A 23034-nucleotide genomic window follows, 5' to 3' on the forward strand; every position below is an offset into this window, starting at 1 on the left:
TATAAATGAAAGAACGGATTATCATAACAGGAGCAAATGGTCAATTGGGAAAGCAACTACAAGAAGAGTTAAATCCTGAAGAATATGACATATATCCATTTGATAAAAAGTTACTAGATATAACAAATATATCCCAAGTGCAGCAAGTGGTACAAAAAATAAGGCCACATATAATTATTCATTGTGCAGCGTATACGAAGGTTGATCATGCTGAGAAAGAACGAGATCTTGCTTATGTAATAAATGCAATAGGGGCTCGAAATGTAGCGGTTGCTTCACAATTAGTTGGGGCGAAGTTAGTTTATATTAGTACGGATTATGTATTTCAAGGCGACAGACCAGAGGGGTACGATGAATTTCATAATCCGGCGCCGATAAATATATACGGGGCTTCTAAATATGCGGGAGAGCAGTTCGTCAAAGAGTTACATAATAAATACTTTATCGTTCGTACATCATGGTTGTATGGTAAGTATGGAAATAATTTTGTGAAAACGATGATGCGATTAGGGAAAGAAAGAGAAGAAGTATCTGTTGTAGCGGATCAAATCGGTTCTCCTACGTATGTGGCGGATTTAAATATAATGATTAATAAGCTCATCCATACTTCTTTATACGGTACGTATCACGTATCCAATAGAGGATCATGTTCTTGGTTTGAATTTGCAAAGAAAATATTTTCGTATGCAAATATGAAAGTGGATGTATTACCGGTTTCAACTGAAGAATTTGGATCGGCGGCAGCGAGACCAAAATATTCTATTTTCCAACATAACATGCTGCGATTAAATGGTTTTTTACAAATGCCTTCTTGAGAAGAAGGATTAGAGCGTTTTTTTATAGAAACAAAAAGTCATTAACAATTTTAAGTTAATGACTTTTTTGTTTGCCTTTAAGAGGTTTTATGTTACTATAATTATAGTATCAGGTACTAATAACAAGTATAAGTATTTCTGGGAGGATATATCATGGAACTATTACAAGGGAAAACATTTGTTGTTATGGGCGTTGCGAACCAAAGAAGTATTGCATGGGGAATTGCTCGCTCTTTGCATAATGCAGGTGCAAAATTAATCTTCACATATGCAGGAGAACGTTTAGAGAGAAACGTTCGTGAATTAGCGGATACATTAGAAGGACAAGAGTCACTTGTATTACCTTGTGATGTAACAAATGATGAAGAACTTACAGCTTGCTTTGAAACAATCAAACAAGAAGTTGGTACAATTCACGGTGTAGCACATTGTATTGCTTTTGCAAATCGTGACGACTTAAAAGGTGAATTTGTAGATACTTCTCGCGATGGATTTTTACTTGCACAAAATATTAGTGCATTCTCCTTAACAGCTGTAGCAAGAGAAGCGAAGAAAGTAATGACAGAAGGCGGAAATATTTTAACGTTAACATATCTTGGCGGCGAGCGCGTTGTGAAAAACTATAACGTTATGGGTGTTGCGAAAGCTTCATTAGAAGCGAGCGTGAAGTATTTAGCTAACGATTTAGGTCAACATGGCATTCGTGTTAACGCTATTTCTGCAGGTCCAATTCGTACGTTATCTGCAAAAGGTGTAGGCGACTTTAACTCAATCTTAAGAGAAATTGAGGAGCGCGCACCACTTCGTCGTACAACAACGCAAGAAGAAGTTGGAGATACAGCAGTATTCTTATTCAGTGATTTAGCACGCGGCGTAACAGGAGAAAACATTCACGTTGATTCAGGGTATCATATCCTAGGTTAAATATAATATTAAATGTTAAAGGACAATCTCTATATGTTGAGATTGTCCTTTTTATTTGTTACTGGAAAGAACGATTTTTAACGAAAGTTCTTACCATGTAATGAATATAACTATAATAGTACACGATTTATTCAGCTACGTATGGAAGTGGGAGGGACGAGTGTGAAGAATAAAAATAAAAGTTCAACAGTTGGAAAACCGTTGTTATATATTGCGCAAGTAAGTTTGGAACTTGCCGCACCGAAAATAAAAAGAATTATCTTAACAAACTTTGAAAATGAGGATAGAAAAGAGGAAAGGAATAGAAACGAAAATGTTGTAAGTAGTGCTGTGGAAGAGGTAATAGAACAACAAGAACAACAAGAAGAAGAGCAACAAGAAGAACAAGTAGAAGAAAAAATAGAAGAAGAGGAACAAGTACAAGAACAGCAAGAGCCAGTGAGAACTGTTCCGTATAATAAATCATTTAAGGATATGAATAATGAAGAGAAAATTCATTTTTTATTAAATCGCCCTCATTATATTCCGAAAGTAAGGTGCAGAATAAAAACAGCTACAGTCTCATATGTTGGATCAATCATATCGTATCGTAATGGAATTGTAGCGATTATGCCGCCAAATAGTATGCGAGATATTAAATTATCTATAGAGGATATCCAATCAATTAGTATGGCCGGCTTTTAAATATGTAAAGGTGGTAGAAATTTTCTACCACCCCAATAGTTTTTTAGTTTACTTCACTTATTAGATAGAAACGTCGCGTAAGCATTGAATAGCACAGAAACAGCTTAAATCAACAGTAATACAAGTAGATGTCGATACTAGTCTTGCATTTGGTACAGCTAAAAACGTACAAATTGGGTCATCAGTAGGTGGTACAGGAGAGCTATCACCTAATACTACACTTAATACACGTAGTACAGCACAGCTATCATCATCTACACTTTCCACACGGAAAATTGGAGATCGGCAGCTAGTAAGGCTTGCGGATGGCGCGAATGCTTCAAATGGTGCTCCAGCTTTTGTGTATAAAATAAAAGGACGTGTATTTGCTACTGATGCAGTATTGTGTGCACCTAAAAATGGAATTTCACAACCAGATCCACACGTTGTTGTAGAACAATCTTGTAATTCATTGATGAATTTTACAACGTCAACTACACAATGAGAAGAGCCATGGTGTTTATTTTCGTTACAACTCATTAATGTCACTCCTTATCTTCTTGTTTGTATTTACATTAATAAGATATTGGAGTCGAGGAGATTTGGTCACAATCTCAAGACCTTTTTTTTTTAATAGGCGAAAGAGGATAAGGGAAGGTGGATTTATGCTGTTTACAAGTTGGCTTTTATTTTTTATTTTCGCGTTAGCTGCTTTTAGGCTCACCCGTTTAATTGTTTATGATAAAATTACAGCTTTTTTGCGAAGACCGTTTATTGACGAATTAGAGATTACAGAACCGGATGGAAGTGTATCAACTTTTACAAAAGTAAAAGGTAAAGGATTAAGAAAGTGGGTTGGCGAATTATTAAGCTGTTATTGGTGTACAGGTGTATGGGTTAGTGCTTTTTTATTAGTCTTATATAATTGGATTCCGATCGTTGCAGAGCCGTTACTTGCATTATTAGCTATTGCAGGAGCAGCAGCAATCATTGAAACGATTACAGGATATTTTATGGGAGAATAATATATTTCCATAATACGAGAAAAAGCGGAGTTTAAAAGAATGAGGGAACGGAAATAAAGAGTTGTTCATATAGTAAATAGACAGAATTGACAGTAGAGGAGATGTTTGCTGTGAGCAATAATCCAAGGCAAAATTCATATGACCTGCAGCAATGGTATAACATACAGCAACAGCACTATGCACAACAACAGGCATATCAAGAACAATTGCAACAACAAGGATTTGTGAAGAAAAAGGGATGTAATTGTGGGAAAAAGAAGAACACAATAAAACACTATGAAGAATGAAACACTCATGCTACTGTGAGTGTTTTTTATTATACATATAAAAAAGCGGTATTTCTGTATTAGAAATACCGCTTTTTACTAGCTAATTTGTGCAACTGTTAATGCTGCAGCACGGATGTCTACAGTTCCAATTAACTGGACTGGTACAATTTGAATTAAGTCACCAGGGTTTAAGTTAATCAGAATAACACCGCTGGATACGTCTACTTCACCAGTACCAATAACGTTAGAACGAACCGCTGTACCTGATCCAGGAATAATGTTAGCTGGTGTACCTAATGATAAGAAGAAACGACCAGCTTCTGGTGCAACAGGTGAGTTATCAAGACTAATTGTTAATGTATAACTGATTTGATAAATACCAGCTCGTAGAATTCGAATGCCATCTCCGACACTTACTGTATCATTTATTACAGGAACAGGAATATTTGGATTTGGGCTTACGCTAGGTAATAGTAGTGGTGTAAATAGTGAAGCGAACTGAGGTGCAGACGCGTTGAAAGCAAAACCGAAGGCAGGTAGTGTACTAGCTGGTTTTGCCTCGCAATCAATTTTCGTAAATTCGCAATCAGAAGAGAACATGTTTTTCACTCCTTTATCTGTTTCTACTTTCAGTTAATGAAAAGGACAGGTTCTATGTTCTAGACAAGTTCCCAATTTTAAGAAATTTACATAATAATACTCTTTAAGCATGGATTGGGTGGCAGATAATTCTGCCACCCAATCCATGCTTAACTCATTATTTAGTTTTAAATCGTAACATCACGTAAGCATTGAATAGCGCAGAAGCAACTTAAATCAACAGTAAGACAAGTGTTAGTCGATATTAATCTTGCATTTGGTACAGCTAAAAATGTACAGATTGGATCGTCAGTAGGTGGTACAGGAGAGGTATCACCTAATACTACACTTAATACACGTAGTACAGCACAATCATCATCATCTATACTCTCGACACGGAAAATTGGAGAGCGGCAGCTAGTAAGGCTAGCAGATGGCGCGAATGCTTCAAAAGGTACTCCAGCTTTTGTGTATAAAATAAAAGGACGTGTATTTGCTACGGATGCACTATTATGTGCACCTAAAAATGGAACTTCGCAACCCGATCCACATGTCGTGGTTGCGCATTCTTGTAATTCATGTATAAAACGAACGACATTTGATACACAGTTGAAATCACAATCGTGATGATGATGATGGTCTTCGTTACAATTGCAGCTCATTATGTTCACTCCTTCTCGTGAGTTCTGACATACACTATTACAATATGAATGAGATATGGTTGATATTACGTTAATTATCATGATGAAAACAGGGAATTTATATAGGAGGGATGTACATAATGCAATATAAAAAAAGACATCCTTATTTAGTGGATGTCTTTTCAGGTAAATCCTTTCGTACAGTGTACAAAAAACGAGATATATCTAATTTTTTTCCTCTGAAAAATTGCGGAGAGGAAATGTACAGTTCCTCTTTTGCGCGTGTAATTGCGACATAAAGTAGTCGGCGTTCTTCTTCTAAAGCTTCAGAAGTCTCTGTAACACGATCATTTGCATCTTTTAAAGAAGAAGTATGGGGCAGAATACCATCGCTTGCTCCCAGTAAAAAGACACATGGAAATTCAAGGCCCTTTGCGTTATGAATAGACATAAGTGAAACAGCATCTTTTTGCGGCATTGTTTTTAATGCTTCCATTTCTTTTTGCCCTTGAATTGCTTCATCAATAAATTGTAAATAAGCTGGAATGTCGGTGAAACGATTTGCTGACTCCATTAATTCTTCTAACATTTCTTCTTGTATATCTTTATGCATCGTAAAGGAAGAACGATCGTTACTTTGTAAGTACTCTAAATACTTTCCTTTACCATGAATAATTTCTTTTAAAGCTTTTTTCGGTTCTAATTCTTTTATAAATTTAATAAAATCGATACGCTCATTTACCTTTTTCACTTGAAAAGGTTTTAAGCTAGGATTTAATAATAAGAAATGAAGAAGAGAAGGGAAACGGCCTTCACCATATTTCCATTGTTCACGTTCAATAAATGAAATACAATCATCACGCCCGATATACATCGTTGGCAATATATTTGAAAGTGATTCCAATCGAAACGGATCAATTACGAGTCGTAAATGATCTAATACAGGCTTAATTAAAGAATGTTCATAAAATGACTGACTCGCACCGTGTTTAATGAACGGGATTTTATGAATGGTAAGCTGATCAAGTAACGAACGACTTACGGAATGTGTGCGATATAGTAAACAAAAATCTTTATAATTTCTTTCACCACTATCTACTTTTTCTTGAATGAGCTGCAAAATTTGATTTGCTTCATCAAGAGTCGTAGCCGGTCTTGCATAAAAAGGTTGTACACCTTCTTCACGAACAGAATATAGCTCTTTATCAAACCGTTCTTGATTTAGTTTGATAACTTCATTTCCAAGTCCGACAATAAAAGGATTGGATCGATAATTCGTATTAAGGGCGATAATCGTAGTGTTATCAAATTCTTTTGGAAAAGATAAAATAATTTGGTGACTTGCTCCTCGCCAACCGTATATAGCTTGATCGTCATCACCTGCGATAAATAAATTATTTCTTGGCGAAGCTAACAATTTTACAATTTCATATTGAGCATACGATGTATCTTGGAACTCATCTACTTCAATATAGTGGAAACGTTGTTGTAATTGGGTAAGCAAAGGAGCGTTATTTTCTAACATATAATATGTTTCTAATAAGATATCATCGAAGTCGATATAATTATATCGTTGTTTCACTTCTTCAAAACGCTCGTATACTTCTTTAAATTCTTGTTCAACGGGTGTTTTTGCTTTTACATCTTTCGGACGATTCAACTTGTTTTTCTCAAGTGAAATCATCGCGAGCATCGTTTCAGCATCATAAGCGTCTTTTAAACGCAATTCTTTTAAAATTTTCTTTATCATAATTTGTTTATGTTTTTCGTTTGCTAAAATTTGCTGATTATATCCTTGACTACGAAGCAATTTTAAAAAGACAGAGTGGAACGTACCAGCAACAACGTAGCTACTTGCCGCATGATTCATACCTGGTAAATTCGCTACACGATTTCGGATTTCTTCAGCCGCTTTTTGTGTAAATGTAAGCAATAAAATATTTCGCGGATGAACTTGTTTCACATTTACTAAATAACCTACGCGAGTTGTTAAAACAGATGTTTTCCCGCTTCCGGCACCAGCTAATGTAAGAACAGGACCTTCTGTCGTTCGAACGGCCTCTAATTGTTTTTCGTTTAAAAATACATTTTGTTGTTCGAGAGCGCGGAAATACGCCGCATCTGCATCTTCTTCCATAATTAAATGGGTAGATGTTTTCGGAATATGATATGTTGCACGTGGAATATCAGCGTGCGTTAATGATTTTTGTGAAAATTTTTCTTGTGTCATATATTCACCTTCAAAACTATAGCATCAACATTTAACTTTAGCGGAAGAAAAAGAAAATAGCAATGTAAAAAACAGGAGGGGATACCTCCTGTTTTCAAATTACAATTCTTTTATCATAACGATGTGAGGAATATTTGCTTCCATAAATACATCAGAACTCGTTACATATCCAAGTTTCTTATAGAAATCTTCTGCATGTGTTTGGGCATGCAGCTTCAATTTTGGTAGCGAGTTTTCCTTGGCATACGCTTCAAGTGCATCCATAACAATTTTTCCAATGCCTTTTTTACGATGGGAAGCTAGTACGCAAATGCGTTCCATTTTTCCTATTCCATCAATGGTGCGAAAACGTCCAGCACCAACGGGAACATCATTATCATATATAACAACGTGTATGGAAGTTTCTTCAAACTCATCATACTCTTCTTCGGCAGAAACTTGCTGTTCCTTCACAAATACTTGCTTACGTACAGAGAATGCATCTCTTAGTTGTTCGTCCGTTTGTACGATCTGTGCATGCAAATTAGTTGTTCCCCTTTCCAAGGCGGAATGTTTCGTGTACAGTCCATGTTCCATTTTCTAATTGATATAGAAGGTGGAAGCGGTCAATTGGTTGTTCGTAATAGAAATCTTTCATACGTAATCGACCTAGTACATCAGCATGCTCTGCATCTGATAAGCCTTGTCCAATTGTTAAATGAGGTACAAAAGCGTATTCGCGTTCTTGTGTAAAGAATCCGCTATGCATTTCCTCATTTAAGAAAGTAAGTTCAGGTGTTTTTTCTACTTTAAAATAAATAACATTATTAACAGGTGCGAATGAACCAACTTTTCCAACATGAAGGGTGAAAGGGTTCGTTTTACTTGCGATTGTATGTAACTCGTTTACAATCGATTCTAATTGTTCATCTTGCGTCTCAAAGGGTGTTTTCAATGTAATATGTGGCGGAACTAATGCGTAGTGCGGATCATAACGTTTACGCAATCCGTTCGCTTTATCTTGAATCATTTTAGATGGAAAAATTACAATGCCTAATTTCATGTTCCAATTCCTCCCTTTGTAAGTCTAGTTAGATTTTGAGAAAATAACTCTCTTACTCAATTATATCAAATTATTCTGAATACTGCTCTCTATTATTTCATTGATAGCATATGAGAGAAAGCTTTCGGTAAATCAGTTTGCCAATATTTCCACGTATGATTACCTTCAAACTCCTCGTAATGCGTGATGAAATTTCTATCTATCAGAAGCGTATGAAGCTCACGGTTCGGCCCTACGAAATCAGATACTTGTCCATCCGTGCGCTTTACAGCTGTTTCTTCTGTCCCAATAACGTGATAAAGCTCTAGTGCCTCCGGATTTTTGAAGTCTTTTGCTAAGTTCATTACTGTTTCATCCACAAATGGTGATTGCATAACAACTTTACCGAATGTATGCGGATACATAAGTGCAGTCATAAAGGAAACTGTTCCGCCAAGAGAGTCACCAATTAACACGCGACCTTTTCCCATTTGGTACGTTGGATAATTTTCATCGATATATGGCGCAAGTTCATGAGCAAGGAAACGAATATAAGCAGCGTTTTTTACTTCGTTTGGGAAATATTTTTCTTTACGATCGTGTACATTTTTATATGGAATACCGACAATAATTGTACGGTCAATTTCTTCAGTTTCACGAAGGCGCTCAATTACACGGTGTGCTTTACCAAGCTGAAAATAATCTCTGCCATCTTGTGCAATGACCACTGTATGTTTGTGCAGCGGTGTGTAATTTACCGGTAAGTAAACGAGAAGTGTAACATCTTCTTGAAGTGATGCACTATAAAATGAAATCTCTTCAATTCTCCCAATTGTTTGATTCATGTAGATCCCCCTAAATAAAAATTTACTGTAATAGTTGTAAGAGCGACGCTTGTAGTGAAAAAGAAAGAAATATTCACTAATAGGTGCTTTCGTTTCTATTTTACCATAATGGTACGAAGAATCTAAAAAATTAGTATTTAAGTTAGGGAAGAAAACGGATATAATGAAGTGGGATTTTTGACAGGTGAGAGGGGAGACGGAATTTGAAACAAGAAAGGTCAATCGCGCTACCATTAGCTATTTCCATTATAGCCATTTCATTCGCAGCAGTTTTTGTAAAGATGTCCTCGGCACCATCTTCCATATTAAGTATGTATCGATTATGGATTATTGTACTTCTTATGCTGCCTATCGTTTGGAAAAAACGGGAAGAGTTTAGTAAGATTCAAATAAAAGATTGGGGATTTTTAATTGGATCTGGTTTCTTTTTAGCACTTCATTTTCTTTTATGGTTTGAATCTTTAAAGCATACAACAGTTGCGAGTTCGACGATTATTTTAGCGCTTCAACCAATCGTATCTTTAGTTGGAGGTTTTTTCTTATTTAAAGAAAGAACAACATACTCAGCCATTGCGACAATGGGAATTGCGATATTAGGTGTAGTGTGTATTGGTTGGGGAGATTTAGGACTAAGTGAACAAGCAATTTATGGCGATATATTATCCTTTTTAAGTGTAATAGCAGTTGTCGGTTATTTATTTATCGGCCAAACGACAGTAAAGAAAGTATCACACTGGATTTACAGCTTTACAGTCTTTGCATTCGCCGGTATTTTTATGGGGATTTATAATATAGTATTGCAAGTGCCTTTTATAGGTTATACAAAGTGGGATTGGATCGTTTTTCTTTTACTTGCGGTCGTGCCGACAGTGTCACACGTCATTAATAATTGGTTATTAAACTACGTAAATGCAACAACAATTTCGATGAGTATTTTAGGGGAACCAGTTGGAGCATCTATACTAGCGTTCTTCTTACTTGGGGAAAGATTAAATGCTATGCAAATGATCGGTAGCATACTCGTATTGTTTGGTGTATCTGTTTTCTTATTGCAGCAACAAAAAAGAACAGCAAAAAATGTCGTAAACGAGCCTGTTTATACACAGGAATTATAATGTTAAGAGAGAAAAGAGAAGTTGTGATACTTCTCTTTTTGTTTTATAGAAATACGGGCGTAGAAGGGGGAGGGAAATGGAGTTTCCATCAAAAAAAGATACATGGTTATATCCGATTTTTTTCGTTGTCATGGGAGCGTGTTTTGCTCCCATATTTGCAGGAAGAGAATATTTTCTTTTGTTTTTCACAATCCCATTATCTATCTTATTGATGTGGAGTTGGTTTTCAACAAAATACATTGTTGGAGAAGAAACAATTACTATTAGATCCGGTTTCGTGAAAAAGTGCATATTGATACGAGATATAAAACAAATTTCAAATACGAAAAATCCAATAGCAGCTTATGCATTGTCACTTGATCGACTTGAAATTGTTTATGGATCACATCAAACAGAAATTATTTCTCCTAAAGATAAAGAGCAATTTATCAATCTCGTTACAAGTAAAAATCCACACATTGAAATAAAGTAAAAGAGTGGCTTCATAGCCACTCTTTTACTTTGGGTTTGTCATATAAGGTTGTACATGAATGATGCATAGGTCCCTGAACTTACCTTCAGCAGTTGTAACAATTACGACTGCTCTACCTGCACTTTTTCCAGTAATCGTTACTGTATCACCTTTTGGATACAGTGTGATAACATCAGCATTCATATTTGTCCAAATAAGTTCGTTATTGGTTGCTTGTACTGGCAAAACAGTGGCGGACAACTCAGTGCTTTGGCCAGTTCTTATTTTCAACTTATTTTTTTCCATATGAACACCGATGACTGAAATAACAGAAGGAGCGATTGAAATTTTAGGTGGATTAGGTTGTATGTTCAAACAAGACGCAGAAGTATTGGTGATAGGTGAAAATTTTCGTGTTTGTTGTTGCTGGAAAGCTGCTAACATGTTGGAGTCCCCTTTCTGTATAAGTGCTGATAGTATTACTATAAAGGAGTAGTGTTACGTTTAATTTAACGAAACATAAAGAAATTGTTAAATTCGAGCAGAAGATTGTCGAACATTGATAAATTGCAAATTTAATTAGTTCTTTACCAATCGGGCAGTTATTTCCCAACTAGCTCCTTCGTATTCGCCGAATTTTGAGGTGTGAGTCTTATTGCCAACAAATAGCGGGATAAAAAGAAAGCTCTGCTATCATAACAGCAGAGCTTTTCCTTTATAGATTATCACTATGTTGTTTTTCGAAATTCTCAAATTGCTCTTCAATTTCTTTTGAAGGCTGTGTTAGTAAACTAACAATTACGATTACTAGTAAACTAATAGTGAAACCAGGAATCATTTCATATAAGAATTCTTTTAAGAATTTGAATTGAGTCCAAATAATGACTGTAGCGGCACCAGAAATCATACCAGCAAGTGCGCCCCACTTCGTCATACGTTTCCAGTATAAGCTTAATAAAATAGCAGGTCCGAATGAAGAGCCAAATCCAGCCCAAGCGTATCCAACAAGAGCTAAAATCGTATCATTTTGTTTAAACGCTAATGCACATCCAACTAATGCAATAACAAGAACAGCCATACGGCCGACAAATACAAGCTCTTTATCAGAAGCAGAACGTTTAAAGAAAGTACGATATAAGTCTTCAGTTATGGCACTAGAAGTAACGAGTAACTGAGATGAGATTGTACTCATAATTGCTGCTAAAATAGCGGCTAATAAAAATCCAGTAATAAGCGGGTGGAATAAAATTTTTCCCAGTTCAAGGAAAATTGTCTCTGGATTGGATAGCTTTAATCCTTTGTCTGAGTAGTATGCAATACCGATAAGACCAGTAAACATAGCTCCAACAACAGAGAAAATCATCCAGCTCATACCAATTCGTCTTGCACTTTTAATTTCTTTTACAGAAGAAATTGCCATAAATCGTACGATAATATGTGGTTGTCCAACATAACCAAGGCCCCATGCGAATAATGAAATAATACCTAATACAGAAGTGCCTTTAAAAATGTCTAATAATGTTGGATCAATTGATTTAATTGTGCTAAATGCTGGACCAAGCCCATTTACATTCATAATTGTAACAGTAGGAACAAGAATAAGAGCAATTACCATAATGATTCCTTGCACGAAGTCTGTCCAACTTACTGCCAAGAAACCACCAAATAACGTGTAAGCAACAACAACGCCTGCAACAATGAATAATCCAACATGGTAGTTCATACCAAATGAATTTTCAAATAATACAGCGCCTGAAACTAATCCTGAAGCTACATAAAAAGTAAAGAAAATCATAATAACAAGTCCAGATACTAAGCGTAGCATATGGGATTTGTCTTGGAATCGGTGTTCCAAAAATTCTGGGATAGTAATAGAGTTGTTTGCAATTTCTGAGTAGGTACGTAAGCGAGGAGCGACATATAGCCAGTTTGCGTATGCGCCTAGTGTTAGGCCGATCGCAATCCAACTACTACTTAATCCAACGCTAAACATTGCACCCGGTAAGCCCATTAAAAGCCAACCACTCATATCGGATGCTCCAGCACTTAATGCTGTTACTGCGGGGCCTAGTGTACGCCCGCCAAGCATATAATCTGTTAAGTTGGATGTTCGTTTATAGGCGAAATAGCCAATCACTAACATCCCGAGCATGTAAATAGAGATAGAAGTTAAAGTTAACATCTGCGTACTCATGTAGTTCCCCTTCCTTTTGTCATGTCTTTTGATGCGTTATGCATATTTATCCCGCATTAACGGGCAGTAAAACTCCCACCTTAAAATCGGCTGGGCAAGGAAGTTAGGTGGGAGATCAACTGCCCGTAAATGCCCGATTGGTCCAACTAATAATCAGTGGGGGATGAACAAAATCCCCACTGATTAAAGTTTCACTTTATAATCTATCATGATTATTCTGAAAAATCCATACAGAAATATGAATTTTCAGAAATGTAAGCGTTTTTCGATGTCATTTTACTTTTTTAATATATAATATTCATACAAAAAACCTTATTTTTAATAGAGTATTTATTATATTTACATAAAAAGAGGTTGTTTTGTCAATATAATATTGAAAGGAGAGAAAAATAAAATTTTTTAAAAAGTATTGACTTGTGAAAAAAGTTAGGTCTATAATGAGTGCAACTTAAAAAAATGCAAGCGTTGATGAAGAAGAGTACACATGATGAACATGTCAGAGAGCTGATGGTTGGTGCGAATCAGTATGGAATTGATGTGGAATGGGCTTCGGAGCTTCCAAACCGAAACGAAAGAAGTAGGCTTTGGCGACATGATCTCATCGATACAAGAGACACGTATTGTTTTTGATACGGTAAAGTGCGTTACGTTCGTAACGAATTAAGGTGGCACCACGGGAGTACCCGTCCTTTCTATAGGATGAGTACTCCCTTTTTGTGTATAAAAAATTAAATAAATGAAATCGTTTAAGTAAGAAGAGTACGTATATTGGAGACGTTACAGAGAGCCGGGGATAGGTGGGAGCCCGGTGCGGTGCCATATACGGAATGGGCTTACGAGAGGTATGCTGAACAATTATTTTCAGTAGGCAACCCGGGTTCCGCCGTTACAAGGATAAGGTATAAATTTTGTACCTGAACAAAGCGGGATGCTTTTGCATCCAACACGAGGTGGTACCGCGGTATATTTATCGTCCTCTACATATTTTCGATATGTAGGGGACTTTTTTATTTTTCAGGATGAGGTGAAAGGCATGATGACAAAAGAGGAATTTATAAAACAGAAAGAACAAAGAAAAACATTTTTAGTAATTGTTGAAGAAGAAGGAGATAGCATTACGCCAATTTCTTTATATAGACGTATGAAAGGGAAGAAGAAATTTTTATTAGAAAGCTCACAGCTTCATCAAGATAAAGGGCGCTATTCTTACTTAGGTTGTAATCCGTATGGGGAAGTGAAAAGTGCTGGTACAGAAGTGGAACGAACGATTTACGACAGGTCAGAAAAGTTGCAAAGTAACGTACTACAAGTGTTAGAAGAAATAATCGCGTCAGCTCAGGTAGATAGTCCTTTTCTATTTTGCGGGGGAGCAGTTGGATATATTGGCTATGATGTCATTCGGCAATATGAAAACATTGGAGCAGATTTACATGATCCATTGAATATTCCAGAAGTACACCTTTTACTATACCGTGAGTTTATCGTGTATGACCACTTACGCCAAAAGTTGTCGTTTGTATATGTATGCAGGGAAGATGATTCAGCAGATTATGAAGAAGTATACGAAAGGCTGCAAGTATACAAAGAGGAAGTGCTACAGGGAGAAGAAGCGGAAGTAGCTGAAATAAGATCAACATTATCATTCACTTCTTCTATAACGGAAAGAGAATTTTGCGTGATGGTAGAAACGGCGAAAGAACATATCGGGGCCGGGGACATATTTCAAGTTGTATTATCTCAGCGTTTGCAAAGCGAATGTATTGGAGATCCATTCGCGTTATATCGAAAACTTCGAATTGCCAATCCATCACCATATATGTTTTATATCGATTTTCAAGATTATGTTGTACTCGGTTCTTCGCCAGAAAGTTTGTTATCGGTAAGGGAGGATAAAGTAATGACGAATCCAATTGCCGGTACGAGACCGAGAGGGAAAACGAAGGAGGAAGATACGGAGATTGAAAAAGAACTGTTAGAAAATGAGAAAGAGCGAGCGGAGCATATGATGCTTGTAGATCTAGGGCGAAATGATATTGGTAGAGTGAGTGAAATCGGCTCAGTTACGATAGATAAATATATGAAAGTAGAAAAATATTCTCACGTTATGCACATTGTATCTGAAGTTTACGGAACATTGCGAAAACGAATGAGCGGATTTGATGCATTAGCGTATTGCTTACCAGCGGGGACGGTATCAGGTGCTCCGAAAATTAGAGCGATGGAAATTATAAATGAGCTAGAGAATGAAAAAAGAAATGTGTACGCCGGTGCAGTTGGATATGTTAGTTTTTCAGGAGATATTGATATGGCGCTCGCCATTCGAACGATGGTCGTAAAGGATGAAAAAGCATACGTTCAGGCAGGAGCGGGTATCGTTTACGATTCAGATCCAGTAGCTGAATATGAAGAAACATTAAATAAAGCGAGAGCGCTATTGGAGGTAATGAAATGATTGTACTGATCGATAATTATGATTCATTCACATATAACTTGTATCAACTATTAGGCGAATACGAAGAAGAGATTGTTGTCGTAAGAAATGATCAAATAACGATAGAACAATTAGAAGAAATGAAGCCGAAAGGAATTGTGCTTTCACCAGGACCAGGAAAACCAGAGGATGCTGGCATTTGTATTGAAGTGATTCATCATTTTTATAAGAACGTTCCCATATTAGGTATTTGCCTTGGTCATCAAGCAATTATATCAGCGTTTGGAGGAGAGATTGTAAGAGCAGAGCGCATTAAACACGGAAAAACATCGCGTGTGAAACATAACGGAACGTCAATCTTTTCATATGTGACGCAGCCGCTAACAGCGATGCGCTACCATTCTCTTGTTGCAGCACAAACGAGCTTGCCACAGTGTTTTGACATATTAGCGACAGCGATGGACGATGGAGAAATAATGGCAGTTCGTCACAATTATTATCCGCTCTTCGGATTACAGTTTCATCCGGAATCAATCGCGACAGAAGAAGGCGGAAAGTTAATACGTGCCTTTTTAGGCGAAGTGAAAGAGGAGGAAAGAGTATGAATAACTATCTTCGTAAATTGGTGGAGGGACAACATTTAACAGAAGAGGAAATGTATAAAGCGGGGCTTCTTTTATTAAATGAAAACATATTGGAAAGTGAAATTGCAGCTTTCTTAGTCTTACTGAAAGCGAAAGGTGAAACGGCAGAAGAAATATACGGTCTCGTTCGAGCTCTTCGCGAAAAGGCATTACCGTTTTCGAATCATATACAAGGCGCGATGGACAATTGCGGGACAGGTGGTGACGGTGCCCAAACGTTTAATATTAGCACAACATCAGCATTTGTACTGGCAGGAGCTGACGTAAAGGTTGCAAAACATGGTAATCGTGCTGTTTCTAGTAAAACAGGAAGTGCAGATTTATTAGAAGAACTCGGTGTAAATATTAGTAGTACGCCAAACGAAATTGATTATTTATTAGAGCATGTCGGAATCGCATTTTTATTCGCACCAGCGATGCATCCAGCATTAAAGCGCATTATGAAAATAAGAAAAGAATTAAACGTTCCGACGATCTTTAACTTAATTGGACCGTTAACGAATCCGGTGAATTTAGAAACACAATTTGTCGGCATTTATAAACGAGATATGTTACTACCAGTTGCGCAAGTACTACAGAAACTAGGAAGAAAACAAGCACTTGTCGTAAACGGAAGTGGGTTTTTAGATGAAGCATCATTGCAAGGAGAAAATCATGTTGTCATTTTAAAAGATAATGAAATAGTAGAAACGAGTATTGAACCTGAGAAATATGGATTCTCAATAGTGAAAAACGAAGAGATTAGAGGAGGGAATTCGAAAGAAAATGCAAAGATTACGCTCGGAGTATTAAGCGGAGAAAAGAGTGTTTACCGTGATACTGTTTTATTCAATGCAGGGCTTGCTCTTTTCGCAAATGGAAAAGCAAAGACGATTGAAGAAGGAATAACACTCGCAGCACATAGCATTGACTCTGGAAAAGCATTAGCGAAACTAAACTTATTAATTGCAGCAAGTAACGAAAAATTAGAAAGGGTGAATTAAAGTGGGGACGATTTTAGACAAAATTGTAGATCAAAAGAAAAAGGAAGTTGCGGCATTATATGAAACATATACACCAGTAAAAGAAAAAAGAAAAACGCGCTCACTTGTAAAGGCTCTAGAGCAATTTACTGTCATTGCAGAAGTAAAGCGAGCATCACCATCAAAAGGAGATATTAATTTACATGTTGATGTACGAAAACAAGTGAAGGCATATGAAGAATGCGGCGCTGGTGCAGTTTCTGTTTTAACAGACGGTCAATTTTTTAAAGGATCATTTTATGATTTACAAACGGCAAGAGAAGAAAGTAGCATTCCGCTTTTATGTAAAGATTTCATAATCGATAAGATTCAAATTGATAGAGCGTATGAAGCTGGTGCAGATATTATTTTACTAATCGTAGCGGCGTTAACGAAAGAGAAATTAAAAGAGTTGTATAGCTACGTACTAGAAAAAGGGTTAGAAGCGATTGTTGAAGTTCATGATGAACAGGAATTAGAAATTGCAATTCAATTCAATCCGCACGTTATCGGTATTAACAACCGTAATTTAAAAACATTCGAAGTCGATTTAAGTCAAACAGAAAAGCTTGGAAAACGATTAAATGAGGAGAAATTACTTTGGATTAGTGAGAGCGGGGTTCATTCAAAAGAAGACATGATCCGCGTTAAACGAGCTGGGGCAAAAGGTGTACTAGTTGGAGAAGCGCTTATGACATCGTCTTCTATTCATACCTTTTTTGAAGATTGTAAGGTGAACATATGAAAGTGAAAATTTGCGGGATCACTGATATGGAAACAGCAAAACGTGCTTGCGAATACGGAGCTGATGCACTCGGATTTGTTTTTGCAGAAAGTAAGAGAAAAATTACTCCAGGGCTAGCGAAAGAAATCATTCAGGAACTTCCAGCCAACGTGTTAAAAATCGGTGTTTTCGTAAATGAATCAGTAGAAGTAATCCAGAAAATTACAGAGAATTGCGGGTTAACACATGTGCAACTACATGGGGACGAAGATAATCATCAGATTAGAAGATTGAATATTCCGTCTATAAAAGCGCTCGGAGTAACTTCAGAGATTGATATGAAAAATGCTCAAGCATATAAAACGGATTATATATTGTTTGATAGCCCAAAAGAAAGGTTTTACGGAGGAAATGGAAAGAAATTTTCATGGGAACTACTCGCACATATGTCAAAAAAGTTGCGAGAGAAAACGATATTAGCTGGTGGATTAAATGCTCTTAATATAGAAGAAGCAATTCGAACTGTTCGGCCATATATGGTCGATGTGAGCAGCGGAGTAGAGACAGAAGGAAAGAAAGATGTAGAGAAAATAAAACAATTTATTATAAAAGCGAAGGAGTGTTCTAAATGAACTACGCATATCCAGATGAAAAAGGTCACTACGGTATATACGGAGGACGATACGTTCCAGAAACGTTAATGCAATCTGTATTAGAACTAGAAGAAGCATATAAAGAGGCAATGGAAGATGAAGAGTTTCAAAAGGAATTAAATCATTATTTAAAAACGTATGTCGGAAGAGAAACGCCGCTTTATTTCGCTGAGAATATGACGGAGTATTGCGGTGGTGCAAAGATTTATTTAAAACGTGAAGATTTGAACCATACAGGAGCTCATAAAATTAATAATACAATCGGTCAGGCACTTCTTGCGGTGCGAATGGGCAAGAAAAAAGTTGTCGCTGAAACAGGAGCTGGACAACACGGAGTTGCAACAGCTACTGTATGTGCTCTACTCGGATTAGAATGCGTCATTTTTATGGGAGAAGAAGATGTAAGACGTCAAAAATTAAATGTGTTCCGAATGGAATTACTCGGAGCGAAAGTAGAAAGTGTAGCTGCAGGTAGCGGTACATTAAAAGATGCGGTAAACGAGGCACTTCGTTACTGGGTTTCACACGTGCATGATACGCACTATATTATGGGATCTGTTCTCGGACCACATCCATTCCCGCAAATTGTCCGTGATTTCCAAAGTGTAATTGGAAATGAAACGAAAAAACAATATGAAGCATTAGAAGGAAAGTTACCAGAAGCAGTCGTTGCTTGTATTGGCGGTGGTAGTAATGCGATGGGTATGTTTTATCCGTTCGTACACGATGAAGAAGTTGCTCTTTACGGCGTAGAAGCAGCTGGAAAAGGAGTTCATACAGAAAAGCATGCAGCTACTTTAACGAAAGGAAGCGTTGGCGTTCTCCACGGATCGATGATGTATCTTCTGCAAAATGAAGAAGGACAAATTCAAGAAGCTCACTCTATTTCGGCGGGACTTGATTACCCTGGTGTTGGGCCAGAACATAGCTTGCTAAAAGATATTGGCCGCGTTTCTTATCATTCCATTACTGATGATGAAGCGTTAGAAGCATTTCAATTATTAACGAAAAAAGAAGGAATTATCCCGGCGTTAGAAAGCTCGCATGCTGTCGCGTACGCTTTAAAATTAGCGCCGCAAATGAAGAAAGACGAAGGGCTTGTCATTTGTTTATCTGGCCGCGGTGATAAAGATGTAGAGAGTATAAAACGTTATATGGAAGAGGTGTAAACAATGGGAGTAGAAAAAATGAAAGCAGCATTTGAAAATGGCAAGAAAGCATTTATTCCGTACGTAATGGGCGGAGATGGTGGCCTTGAAAAATTAAAAGAAAGAATTCGTTTTCTTGATGAAGCAGGAGCAAGCATCGTTGAAATTGGTATCCCGTTTTCAGATCCAGTCGCAGATGGCCCAACGATTCAAAGAGCAGGGAAACGAGCGCTAGATGGCGGTGTAACATTAAAGGGCATTTTTCAAGCGTTAGCAGAAGTAAGAAAAGAAGTACAAATTCCTTTTGTACTCATGACATACTTAAATCCAGTACTTGCATTCGGAAAAGAACACTTCATTGAGAGATGCTTAGAAGCAGGTGTGGACGGTATTATCGTTCCAGACTTACCGTATGAAGAACAAGATATTATTGCACCGCTTCTCCGAACTGCAAATATCGCTTTAATCCCACTCGTTACCGTTACGAGCCCAATTGAGCGAATCGAGAAAATTACGAGTGAATCAGAAGGGTTCGTCTACGCTGTTACAGTAGCAGGCGTAACAGGCGTACGTCAAAACTTTAAAGAGGAGATTCATAGTTACTTAGAAAAAGTAAAATCACATACAAATTTACCGGTAGTAGCAGGGTTCGGTATTTCAACAAAGGAACATGTAGAAGAAATGATTACAATATGTGACGGGGTTGTCGTTGGAAGTAAAATTATTGAACTGTTAGAAAATGAAAAACGAGAAGAAATATGTGAATTCATACAGGCAACAAAACAAAAAGAAGAGGCATAAGTCTCTTCTTTTTGTTTTACGAAATAAATGTTAAAATATACAGAAAATACATATAATTTAAAGGGTGAGAAAGCATGCTAAGACGTAAACTACTATATCTTCTTTTAACTGTACCACTATACGCTTGGCTCATTAGCATGACGAAAATAGAATTGATGGCTCTATTTTTAGGATATGTATTCATCTTTTCCAACTTAAATCGCATTCAAGAGCAATCTATTTTAGAAATATGTATATTTTCGATTAGTATAGAATTATTTAGTGTCGTTTCGATTGTATTATTAAATGAATTATTCCGATGTATCCATTCATTTGAATTAATAAAATTTGGGAATGTTGTATTGCAAGTCATATGTGCTTATATTGTGTTTGTTGTGTTAGACAAAATAATCAGGCAGCAGAGGGTTTTTCAAGATAAGAGAAAATGGGACTGATTCAAAAAAGGAGCTAAATGGCTCCTTTTTTAAATCTGTTGCAAAAACAATTGAAATTTATGTCATCTGTTATATAATAGTTAAAAATTGTATTTTTAATGAAAAGAGATGATAACATGGCCATATTGTTGGCACTTATCCCAATTATGATGATTTTCATTTGTTTATTTTTATTTAAACAAACGTCATTAAGGTCCTCGTTAATTTCTTATGCTGTGTCTGTTGGAATCGTTTTACTCTCGCCAATGTTTCAATTAGGGATAAGTGAAACTGTGCACGCAACGATTAAAGGATGGTTAATTTGTTTTATTGTCGGGTACGTTTTATTTTTCGGTATTTTTTTATTTCACCTCATGAACAAAATGGGGTACATCGACCAAGTAGCGCGTTTTTTAGAAGAAGTGACGCAAGATCGTTTATTACAAATGCTTCTTATGTGCTTTGGTATTTGCCCACTAATTGAATCGGTAAGTGGATTCGGAATTGGTTTTATGGTTGCAGCACCTATTTTTCTTTCATTAGGTTATAAACCGTTCCAAGCTGTACTGCTCTCGTTTATCGGCTTACTAGCTAGTTCATGGGGGGCGATGGCAACTGGTACGATTATCGGTTCGCAGCTTATCAATATGCCTCTTACAACACTTGGTACAAATACAGCGCTATTAAGTATCCCGATATTTGCTTATTTCGTCATTCTTTCTTTACATGTTGTTGGTGGCTGGCAGGCTGTTATTGAAAAGTGGAAGGAAGGATTCGGTTTCTTTCTATTATTTTCTCTCGGAATCTATCTTTCTAACGCATACGTAAGTGTTGAACTAGCAGGTATACTAAGTTCTATCATTACGATTACATTTGGCTTTCTTATCATTAAATTAAAAGGAAAAAGTGGGCAAAATCTTATAACAGAGCATGCGGCTGCAACGGAGAGAGAAGTATCTATTATAAAAATTATTAGCCCTTATATATTTCTAACAGTTTGTATTTTACTTTCTCGCCTCGTTCCAGCATTACATGATTTGTTCAGATCATATGCGGTTCTTGATTTGAAATCATACTCTTACAAACTAGAGTTACTATATTCACCAGGATTTTGGCTCGGTATGACTTGCTTATTTACTATTATTTTCTTCCGCATCCCGTCTAATATTATTAAACAATCACTCTCACAAACGATCAAACAATGGATTCCTTTTGCGATTACGACGACAATGTTTATCGCCATTTCAGAATTAATGGGTGCATCTGGCATGCATTCATTACTTGCAAAAACGGCTGGTGAAACATTTGGAACATTTTTCGTTTTCGTTGCTCCGTTTATCGGTGGTATCGGTGGCTTTTTAACAGGTAGTAATGCAAGCTCAAATGCGATGTTCATAAAACTACAAATGCAAACGGCGCAAAATGTAGCACTCCCGTGGCAATACGTCACAACATTGCAAAACACCGCATCATCAGTAGCGACGATCGCTTGCCCGTCACGGATTACACTAGGTGCGTATTTATGTAACATTCCGTATCGTGAAAATGAACTATTAAAGAAGACGACGTTAATGATTTTTGGTGCGGTGTTGCTTATAGTGGTAGAGGTTGTTGTTTGGTATATGTTGAGAAATTAAAAATCCTCCTGACATAGGAGGATTTTTGTTATGAGTGGATAATGTTTTAAATATGAAAAGCTTCTACTAAATGAATAGGAGATGAAATGTATGCCCCTAAAAAACTACGGCGTGTTAAAAGGTACAGTTATACAATCTAAAATCGGAAAAGGGAAAACTCCTCATTATCAAGTTCATTTACAAGGTGAAGCAGAAGTAGATTATCGTATTGCAATTAACGTAAAGTCGCAAAGTTATCCGTCAGAAGTTTTATATTTTGCAAGCGACAATATTCGGTCAGAGGCGATTCATATTTTACCGACATTGCCATTTGGTTTTACAGAAATAAAAAACAATGAACCGAAAGTAGCTTTAGACTACGTAAGAGGTAATTTATTTGATTCCAAGCAAATGATTCCTTTACCTGCTGAAAAAGCAGGAGTGGATAATGATTTAAATGAAAAAATAGAACGTTATATAAAACAAGCAATAGAAGAAAAAGCAATTATTTACGCGTTCGGTGAAAGATGGGGACCAGAAGAAAATACACCCGATTCTTACTTTCATTTCGAACCAGGAAACGGGATACACGATATTCACATGAATCAAGGGAATGTAGAAAAATGGAAAGGTGATAATGGTATATGGCAAGACGGAGGAATACTCATTCACTTTGAAAAGGAAGAAGAATGGATTGGTATCTTTCTTGCATTCCAATCACAGTCATGGTGTACCGATGAAGAAGGGCATGCTCGTGTGCCTGTTGAGCATTGTGATTATAAGGGAAATAACTGATGAAAAGAGCTAGTTCGATATGAACTGGCTCTTTTC

At 36.8% G+C, this 23034-nt stretch carries 26 protein-coding genes and 2 other annotated features; of the genes, 17 read left to right on the forward strand and 9 right to left on the reverse strand.

Annotation, left to right across the window (positions count from 1 at the left end; all coding sequences use genetic code 11):
• The first annotated feature begins 5 nt into the window (after nucleotides 1-5).
• The 3 genes from rfbD to EGX95_RS04990 all read left to right on the forward strand — a co-directional run bounded on the left by rfbD (nucleotide 6) and on the right by EGX95_RS04990 (nucleotide 2423).
• The gene (gene rfbD / locus EGX95_RS04980; protein ID WP_123805461.1) at nucleotides 6-815 is read left to right on the forward strand and encodes a dTDP-4-dehydrorhamnose reductase; all 810 of its coding nucleotides are present in this window, start codon (nucleotides 6-8) and stop codon (nucleotides 813-815) included.
• 153 nt (nucleotides 816-968) lie between these two features.
• Nucleotides 969-1739, forward strand: a complete 771-nt coding sequence (gene fabI, locus EGX95_RS04985) for an enoyl-ACP reductase FabI (protein WP_000421886.1) — start codon at nucleotides 969-971, stop codon at nucleotides 1737-1739.
• Nucleotides 1740-1880: 141 nt separating this feature from the next.
• Complete coding sequence (locus EGX95_RS04990) at nucleotides 1881-2423, forward strand: spore coat CotO family protein (RefSeq protein WP_002027253.1); 543 nt, start codon at nucleotides 1881-1883, stop codon at nucleotides 2421-2423.
• A gap of 60 nt (nucleotides 2424-2483) precedes the next feature.
• Here EGX95_RS04990 and exsY read toward each other — a convergent pair whose 3' ends face one another.
• Nucleotides 2484-2942: an exosporium assembly protein ExsY gene (exsY, locus tag EGX95_RS04995; protein ID WP_001277733.1), complete on the reverse strand. Its 459-nt coding sequence runs from the start codon at nucleotides 2940-2942 to the stop codon at nucleotides 2484-2486.
• A gap of 125 nt (nucleotides 2943-3067) precedes the next feature.
• Here exsY and EGX95_RS05000 point away from each other — a divergent pair, with 125 nt between their 5' ends.
• Nucleotides 3068-3427: a DUF1360 domain-containing protein gene (locus EGX95_RS05000; protein WP_000899663.1), complete on the forward strand. Its 360-nt coding sequence runs from the start codon at nucleotides 3068-3070 to the stop codon at nucleotides 3425-3427.
• Between the two features lie 101 nt (nucleotides 3428-3528).
• Nucleotides 3529-3714, forward strand: a complete 186-nt coding sequence (locus EGX95_RS05005) for a hypothetical protein (protein ID WP_002194706.1) — start codon at nucleotides 3529-3531, stop codon at nucleotides 3712-3714.
• 78 nt (nucleotides 3715-3792) lie between these two features.
• Here the strand turns inward: EGX95_RS05005 and exsF are convergent, their stop codons facing one another.
• From exsF to EGX95_RS05035, 6 genes are all read right to left on the reverse strand, one after another.
• Complete coding sequence (exsF, locus tag EGX95_RS05010; protein ID WP_000492930.1) at nucleotides 3793-4296, reverse strand: exosporium protein ExsF; 504 nt, start codon at nucleotides 4294-4296, stop codon at nucleotides 3793-3795.
• A gap of 167 nt (nucleotides 4297-4463) precedes the next feature.
• On the reverse strand, nucleotides 4464-4937 hold the full coding sequence (gene cotY, locus EGX95_RS05015) for a spore coat protein CotY (RefSeq protein ID WP_001277709.1): 474 nt from the start codon (nucleotides 4935-4937) through the stop codon (nucleotides 4464-4466).
• A gap of 142 nt (nucleotides 4938-5079) precedes the next feature.
• On the reverse strand, nucleotides 5080-7146 hold the full coding sequence (locus EGX95_RS05020) for an ATP-dependent helicase (RefSeq protein ID WP_000191166.1): 2067 nt from the start codon (nucleotides 7144-7146) through the stop codon (nucleotides 5080-5082).
• A 99-nt stretch (nucleotides 7147-7245) separates the two neighbouring features.
• Nucleotides 7246-7668 carry a GNAT family N-acetyltransferase gene (locus EGX95_RS05025; protein ID WP_000543275.1) on the reverse strand — a complete coding sequence of 141 codons (423 nt, stop codon included), beginning with the start codon at nucleotides 7666-7668 and terminating at the stop codon, nucleotides 7246-7248.
• A 1-nt stretch (nucleotide 7669) separates the two neighbouring features.
• Nucleotides 7670-8188, reverse strand: coding sequence for a YjcG family protein (locus EGX95_RS05030; protein ID WP_000765876.1), 519 nt, complete (start codon nucleotides 8186-8188; stop codon nucleotides 7670-7672).
• 92 nt (nucleotides 8189-8280) lie between these two features.
• Entirely contained in the window at nucleotides 8281-9012 is a 732-nt protein-coding gene (locus EGX95_RS05035) for an alpha/beta hydrolase (protein ID WP_001076847.1), read from the reverse strand.
• Between the two features lie 203 nt (nucleotides 9013-9215).
• On the opposite strand from EGX95_RS05035, the gene EGX95_RS05040 reads away from it, so the two are divergent.
• Complete coding sequence (locus EGX95_RS05040; protein ID WP_000808259.1) at nucleotides 9216-10127, forward strand: DMT family transporter; 912 nt, start codon at nucleotides 9216-9218, stop codon at nucleotides 10125-10127.
• 76 nt (nucleotides 10128-10203) lie between these two features.
• The gene (locus EGX95_RS05045; RefSeq protein WP_000395650.1) at nucleotides 10204-10599 is read left to right on the forward strand and encodes a PH domain-containing protein; all 396 of its coding nucleotides are present in this window, start codon (nucleotides 10204-10206) and stop codon (nucleotides 10597-10599) included.
• A 24-nt stretch (nucleotides 10600-10623) separates the two neighbouring features.
• On the opposite strand, the gene EGX95_RS05050 is transcribed toward EGX95_RS05045, so the two are convergent.
• On the reverse strand, nucleotides 10624-11022 hold the full coding sequence (locus EGX95_RS05050) for an Ig-like domain-containing protein (RefSeq protein WP_000878719.1): 399 nt from the start codon (nucleotides 11020-11022) through the stop codon (nucleotides 10624-10626).
• Nucleotides 11023-11293: 271 nt separating this feature from the next.
• Nucleotides 11294-12772, reverse strand: a complete 1479-nt coding sequence (gene putP, locus EGX95_RS05055) for a sodium/proline symporter PutP (protein ID WP_000107220.1) — start codon at nucleotides 12770-12772, stop codon at nucleotides 11294-11296.
• Nucleotides 12773-13228: 456 nt separating this feature from the next.
• Nucleotides 13229-13466 (forward strand) — a binding site (T-box leader).
• Nucleotides 13467-13508: 42 nt separating this feature from the next.
• Nucleotides 13509-13753: a binding site (T-box leader), on the forward strand.
• A gap of 52 nt (nucleotides 13754-13805) precedes the next feature.
• On the opposite strand from putP, the gene trpE reads away from it, so the two are divergent.
• From trpE to EGX95_RS05110, 10 genes are all read left to right on the forward strand, one after another.
• Entirely contained in the window at nucleotides 13806-15224 is a 1419-nt protein-coding gene (gene trpE, locus EGX95_RS05065) for an anthranilate synthase component I (protein ID WP_002080924.1), read from the forward strand.
• Nucleotides 15221-15808, forward strand: coding sequence for an aminodeoxychorismate/anthranilate synthase component II (locus EGX95_RS05070; RefSeq protein WP_000636343.1), 588 nt, complete (start codon nucleotides 15221-15223; stop codon nucleotides 15806-15808). The genes trpE and EGX95_RS05070 overlap by 4 nt, the downstream gene beginning before the upstream one ends.
• Complete coding sequence (trpD, locus tag EGX95_RS05075; RefSeq protein WP_001067336.1) at nucleotides 15805-16830, forward strand: anthranilate phosphoribosyltransferase; 1026 nt, start codon at nucleotides 15805-15807, stop codon at nucleotides 16828-16830. Before EGX95_RS05070 ends, trpD begins: the two co-directional genes overlap by 4 nt.
• Before the next feature lies 1 nt (nucleotide 16831).
• Nucleotides 16832-17593: an indole-3-glycerol phosphate synthase TrpC gene (gene trpC / locus EGX95_RS05080; RefSeq protein WP_000536686.1), complete on the forward strand. Its 762-nt coding sequence runs from the start codon at nucleotides 16832-16834 to the stop codon at nucleotides 17591-17593.
• Nucleotides 17590-18204 (forward strand): phosphoribosylanthranilate isomerase, encoded by a 615-nt coding sequence (locus EGX95_RS05085; RefSeq protein WP_000865103.1) that lies wholly within the window; start codon nucleotides 17590-17592, stop codon nucleotides 18202-18204. The genes trpC and EGX95_RS05085 overlap by 4 nt, the downstream gene beginning before the upstream one ends.
• Nucleotides 18201-19394: a tryptophan synthase subunit beta gene (gene trpB, locus EGX95_RS05090; RefSeq protein WP_001105011.1), complete on the forward strand. Its 1194-nt coding sequence runs from the start codon at nucleotides 18201-18203 to the stop codon at nucleotides 19392-19394. The genes EGX95_RS05085 and trpB overlap by 4 nt, the downstream gene beginning before the upstream one ends.
• Before the next feature lie 3 nt (nucleotides 19395-19397).
• Entirely contained in the window at nucleotides 19398-20174 is a 777-nt protein-coding gene (gene trpA, locus EGX95_RS05095; protein WP_000537854.1) for a tryptophan synthase subunit alpha, read from the forward strand.
• 74 nt (nucleotides 20175-20248) lie between these two features.
• Entirely contained in the window at nucleotides 20249-20608 is a 360-nt protein-coding gene (locus tag EGX95_RS05100; protein ID WP_000946149.1) for a DUF4029 domain-containing protein, read from the forward strand.
• Nucleotides 20609-20724: 116 nt separating this feature from the next.
• Entirely contained in the window at nucleotides 20725-22224 is a 1500-nt protein-coding gene (locus EGX95_RS05105; protein WP_063246628.1) for an L-lactate permease, read from the forward strand.
• Between the two features lie 90 nt (nucleotides 22225-22314).
• Nucleotides 22315-22998 (forward strand): DUF2278 family protein, encoded by a 684-nt coding sequence (locus EGX95_RS05110; protein ID WP_001128585.1) that lies wholly within the window; start codon nucleotides 22315-22317, stop codon nucleotides 22996-22998.
• Nucleotides 22999-23034 lie beyond the last annotated feature (36 nt).

The organism is Bacillus sp. FDAARGOS_527, assembly GCF_003812125.1.
Classification (GTDB): Bacteria; Bacillota; Bacilli; order Bacillales; family Bacillaceae_G; genus Bacillus_A; species Bacillus_A paranthracis.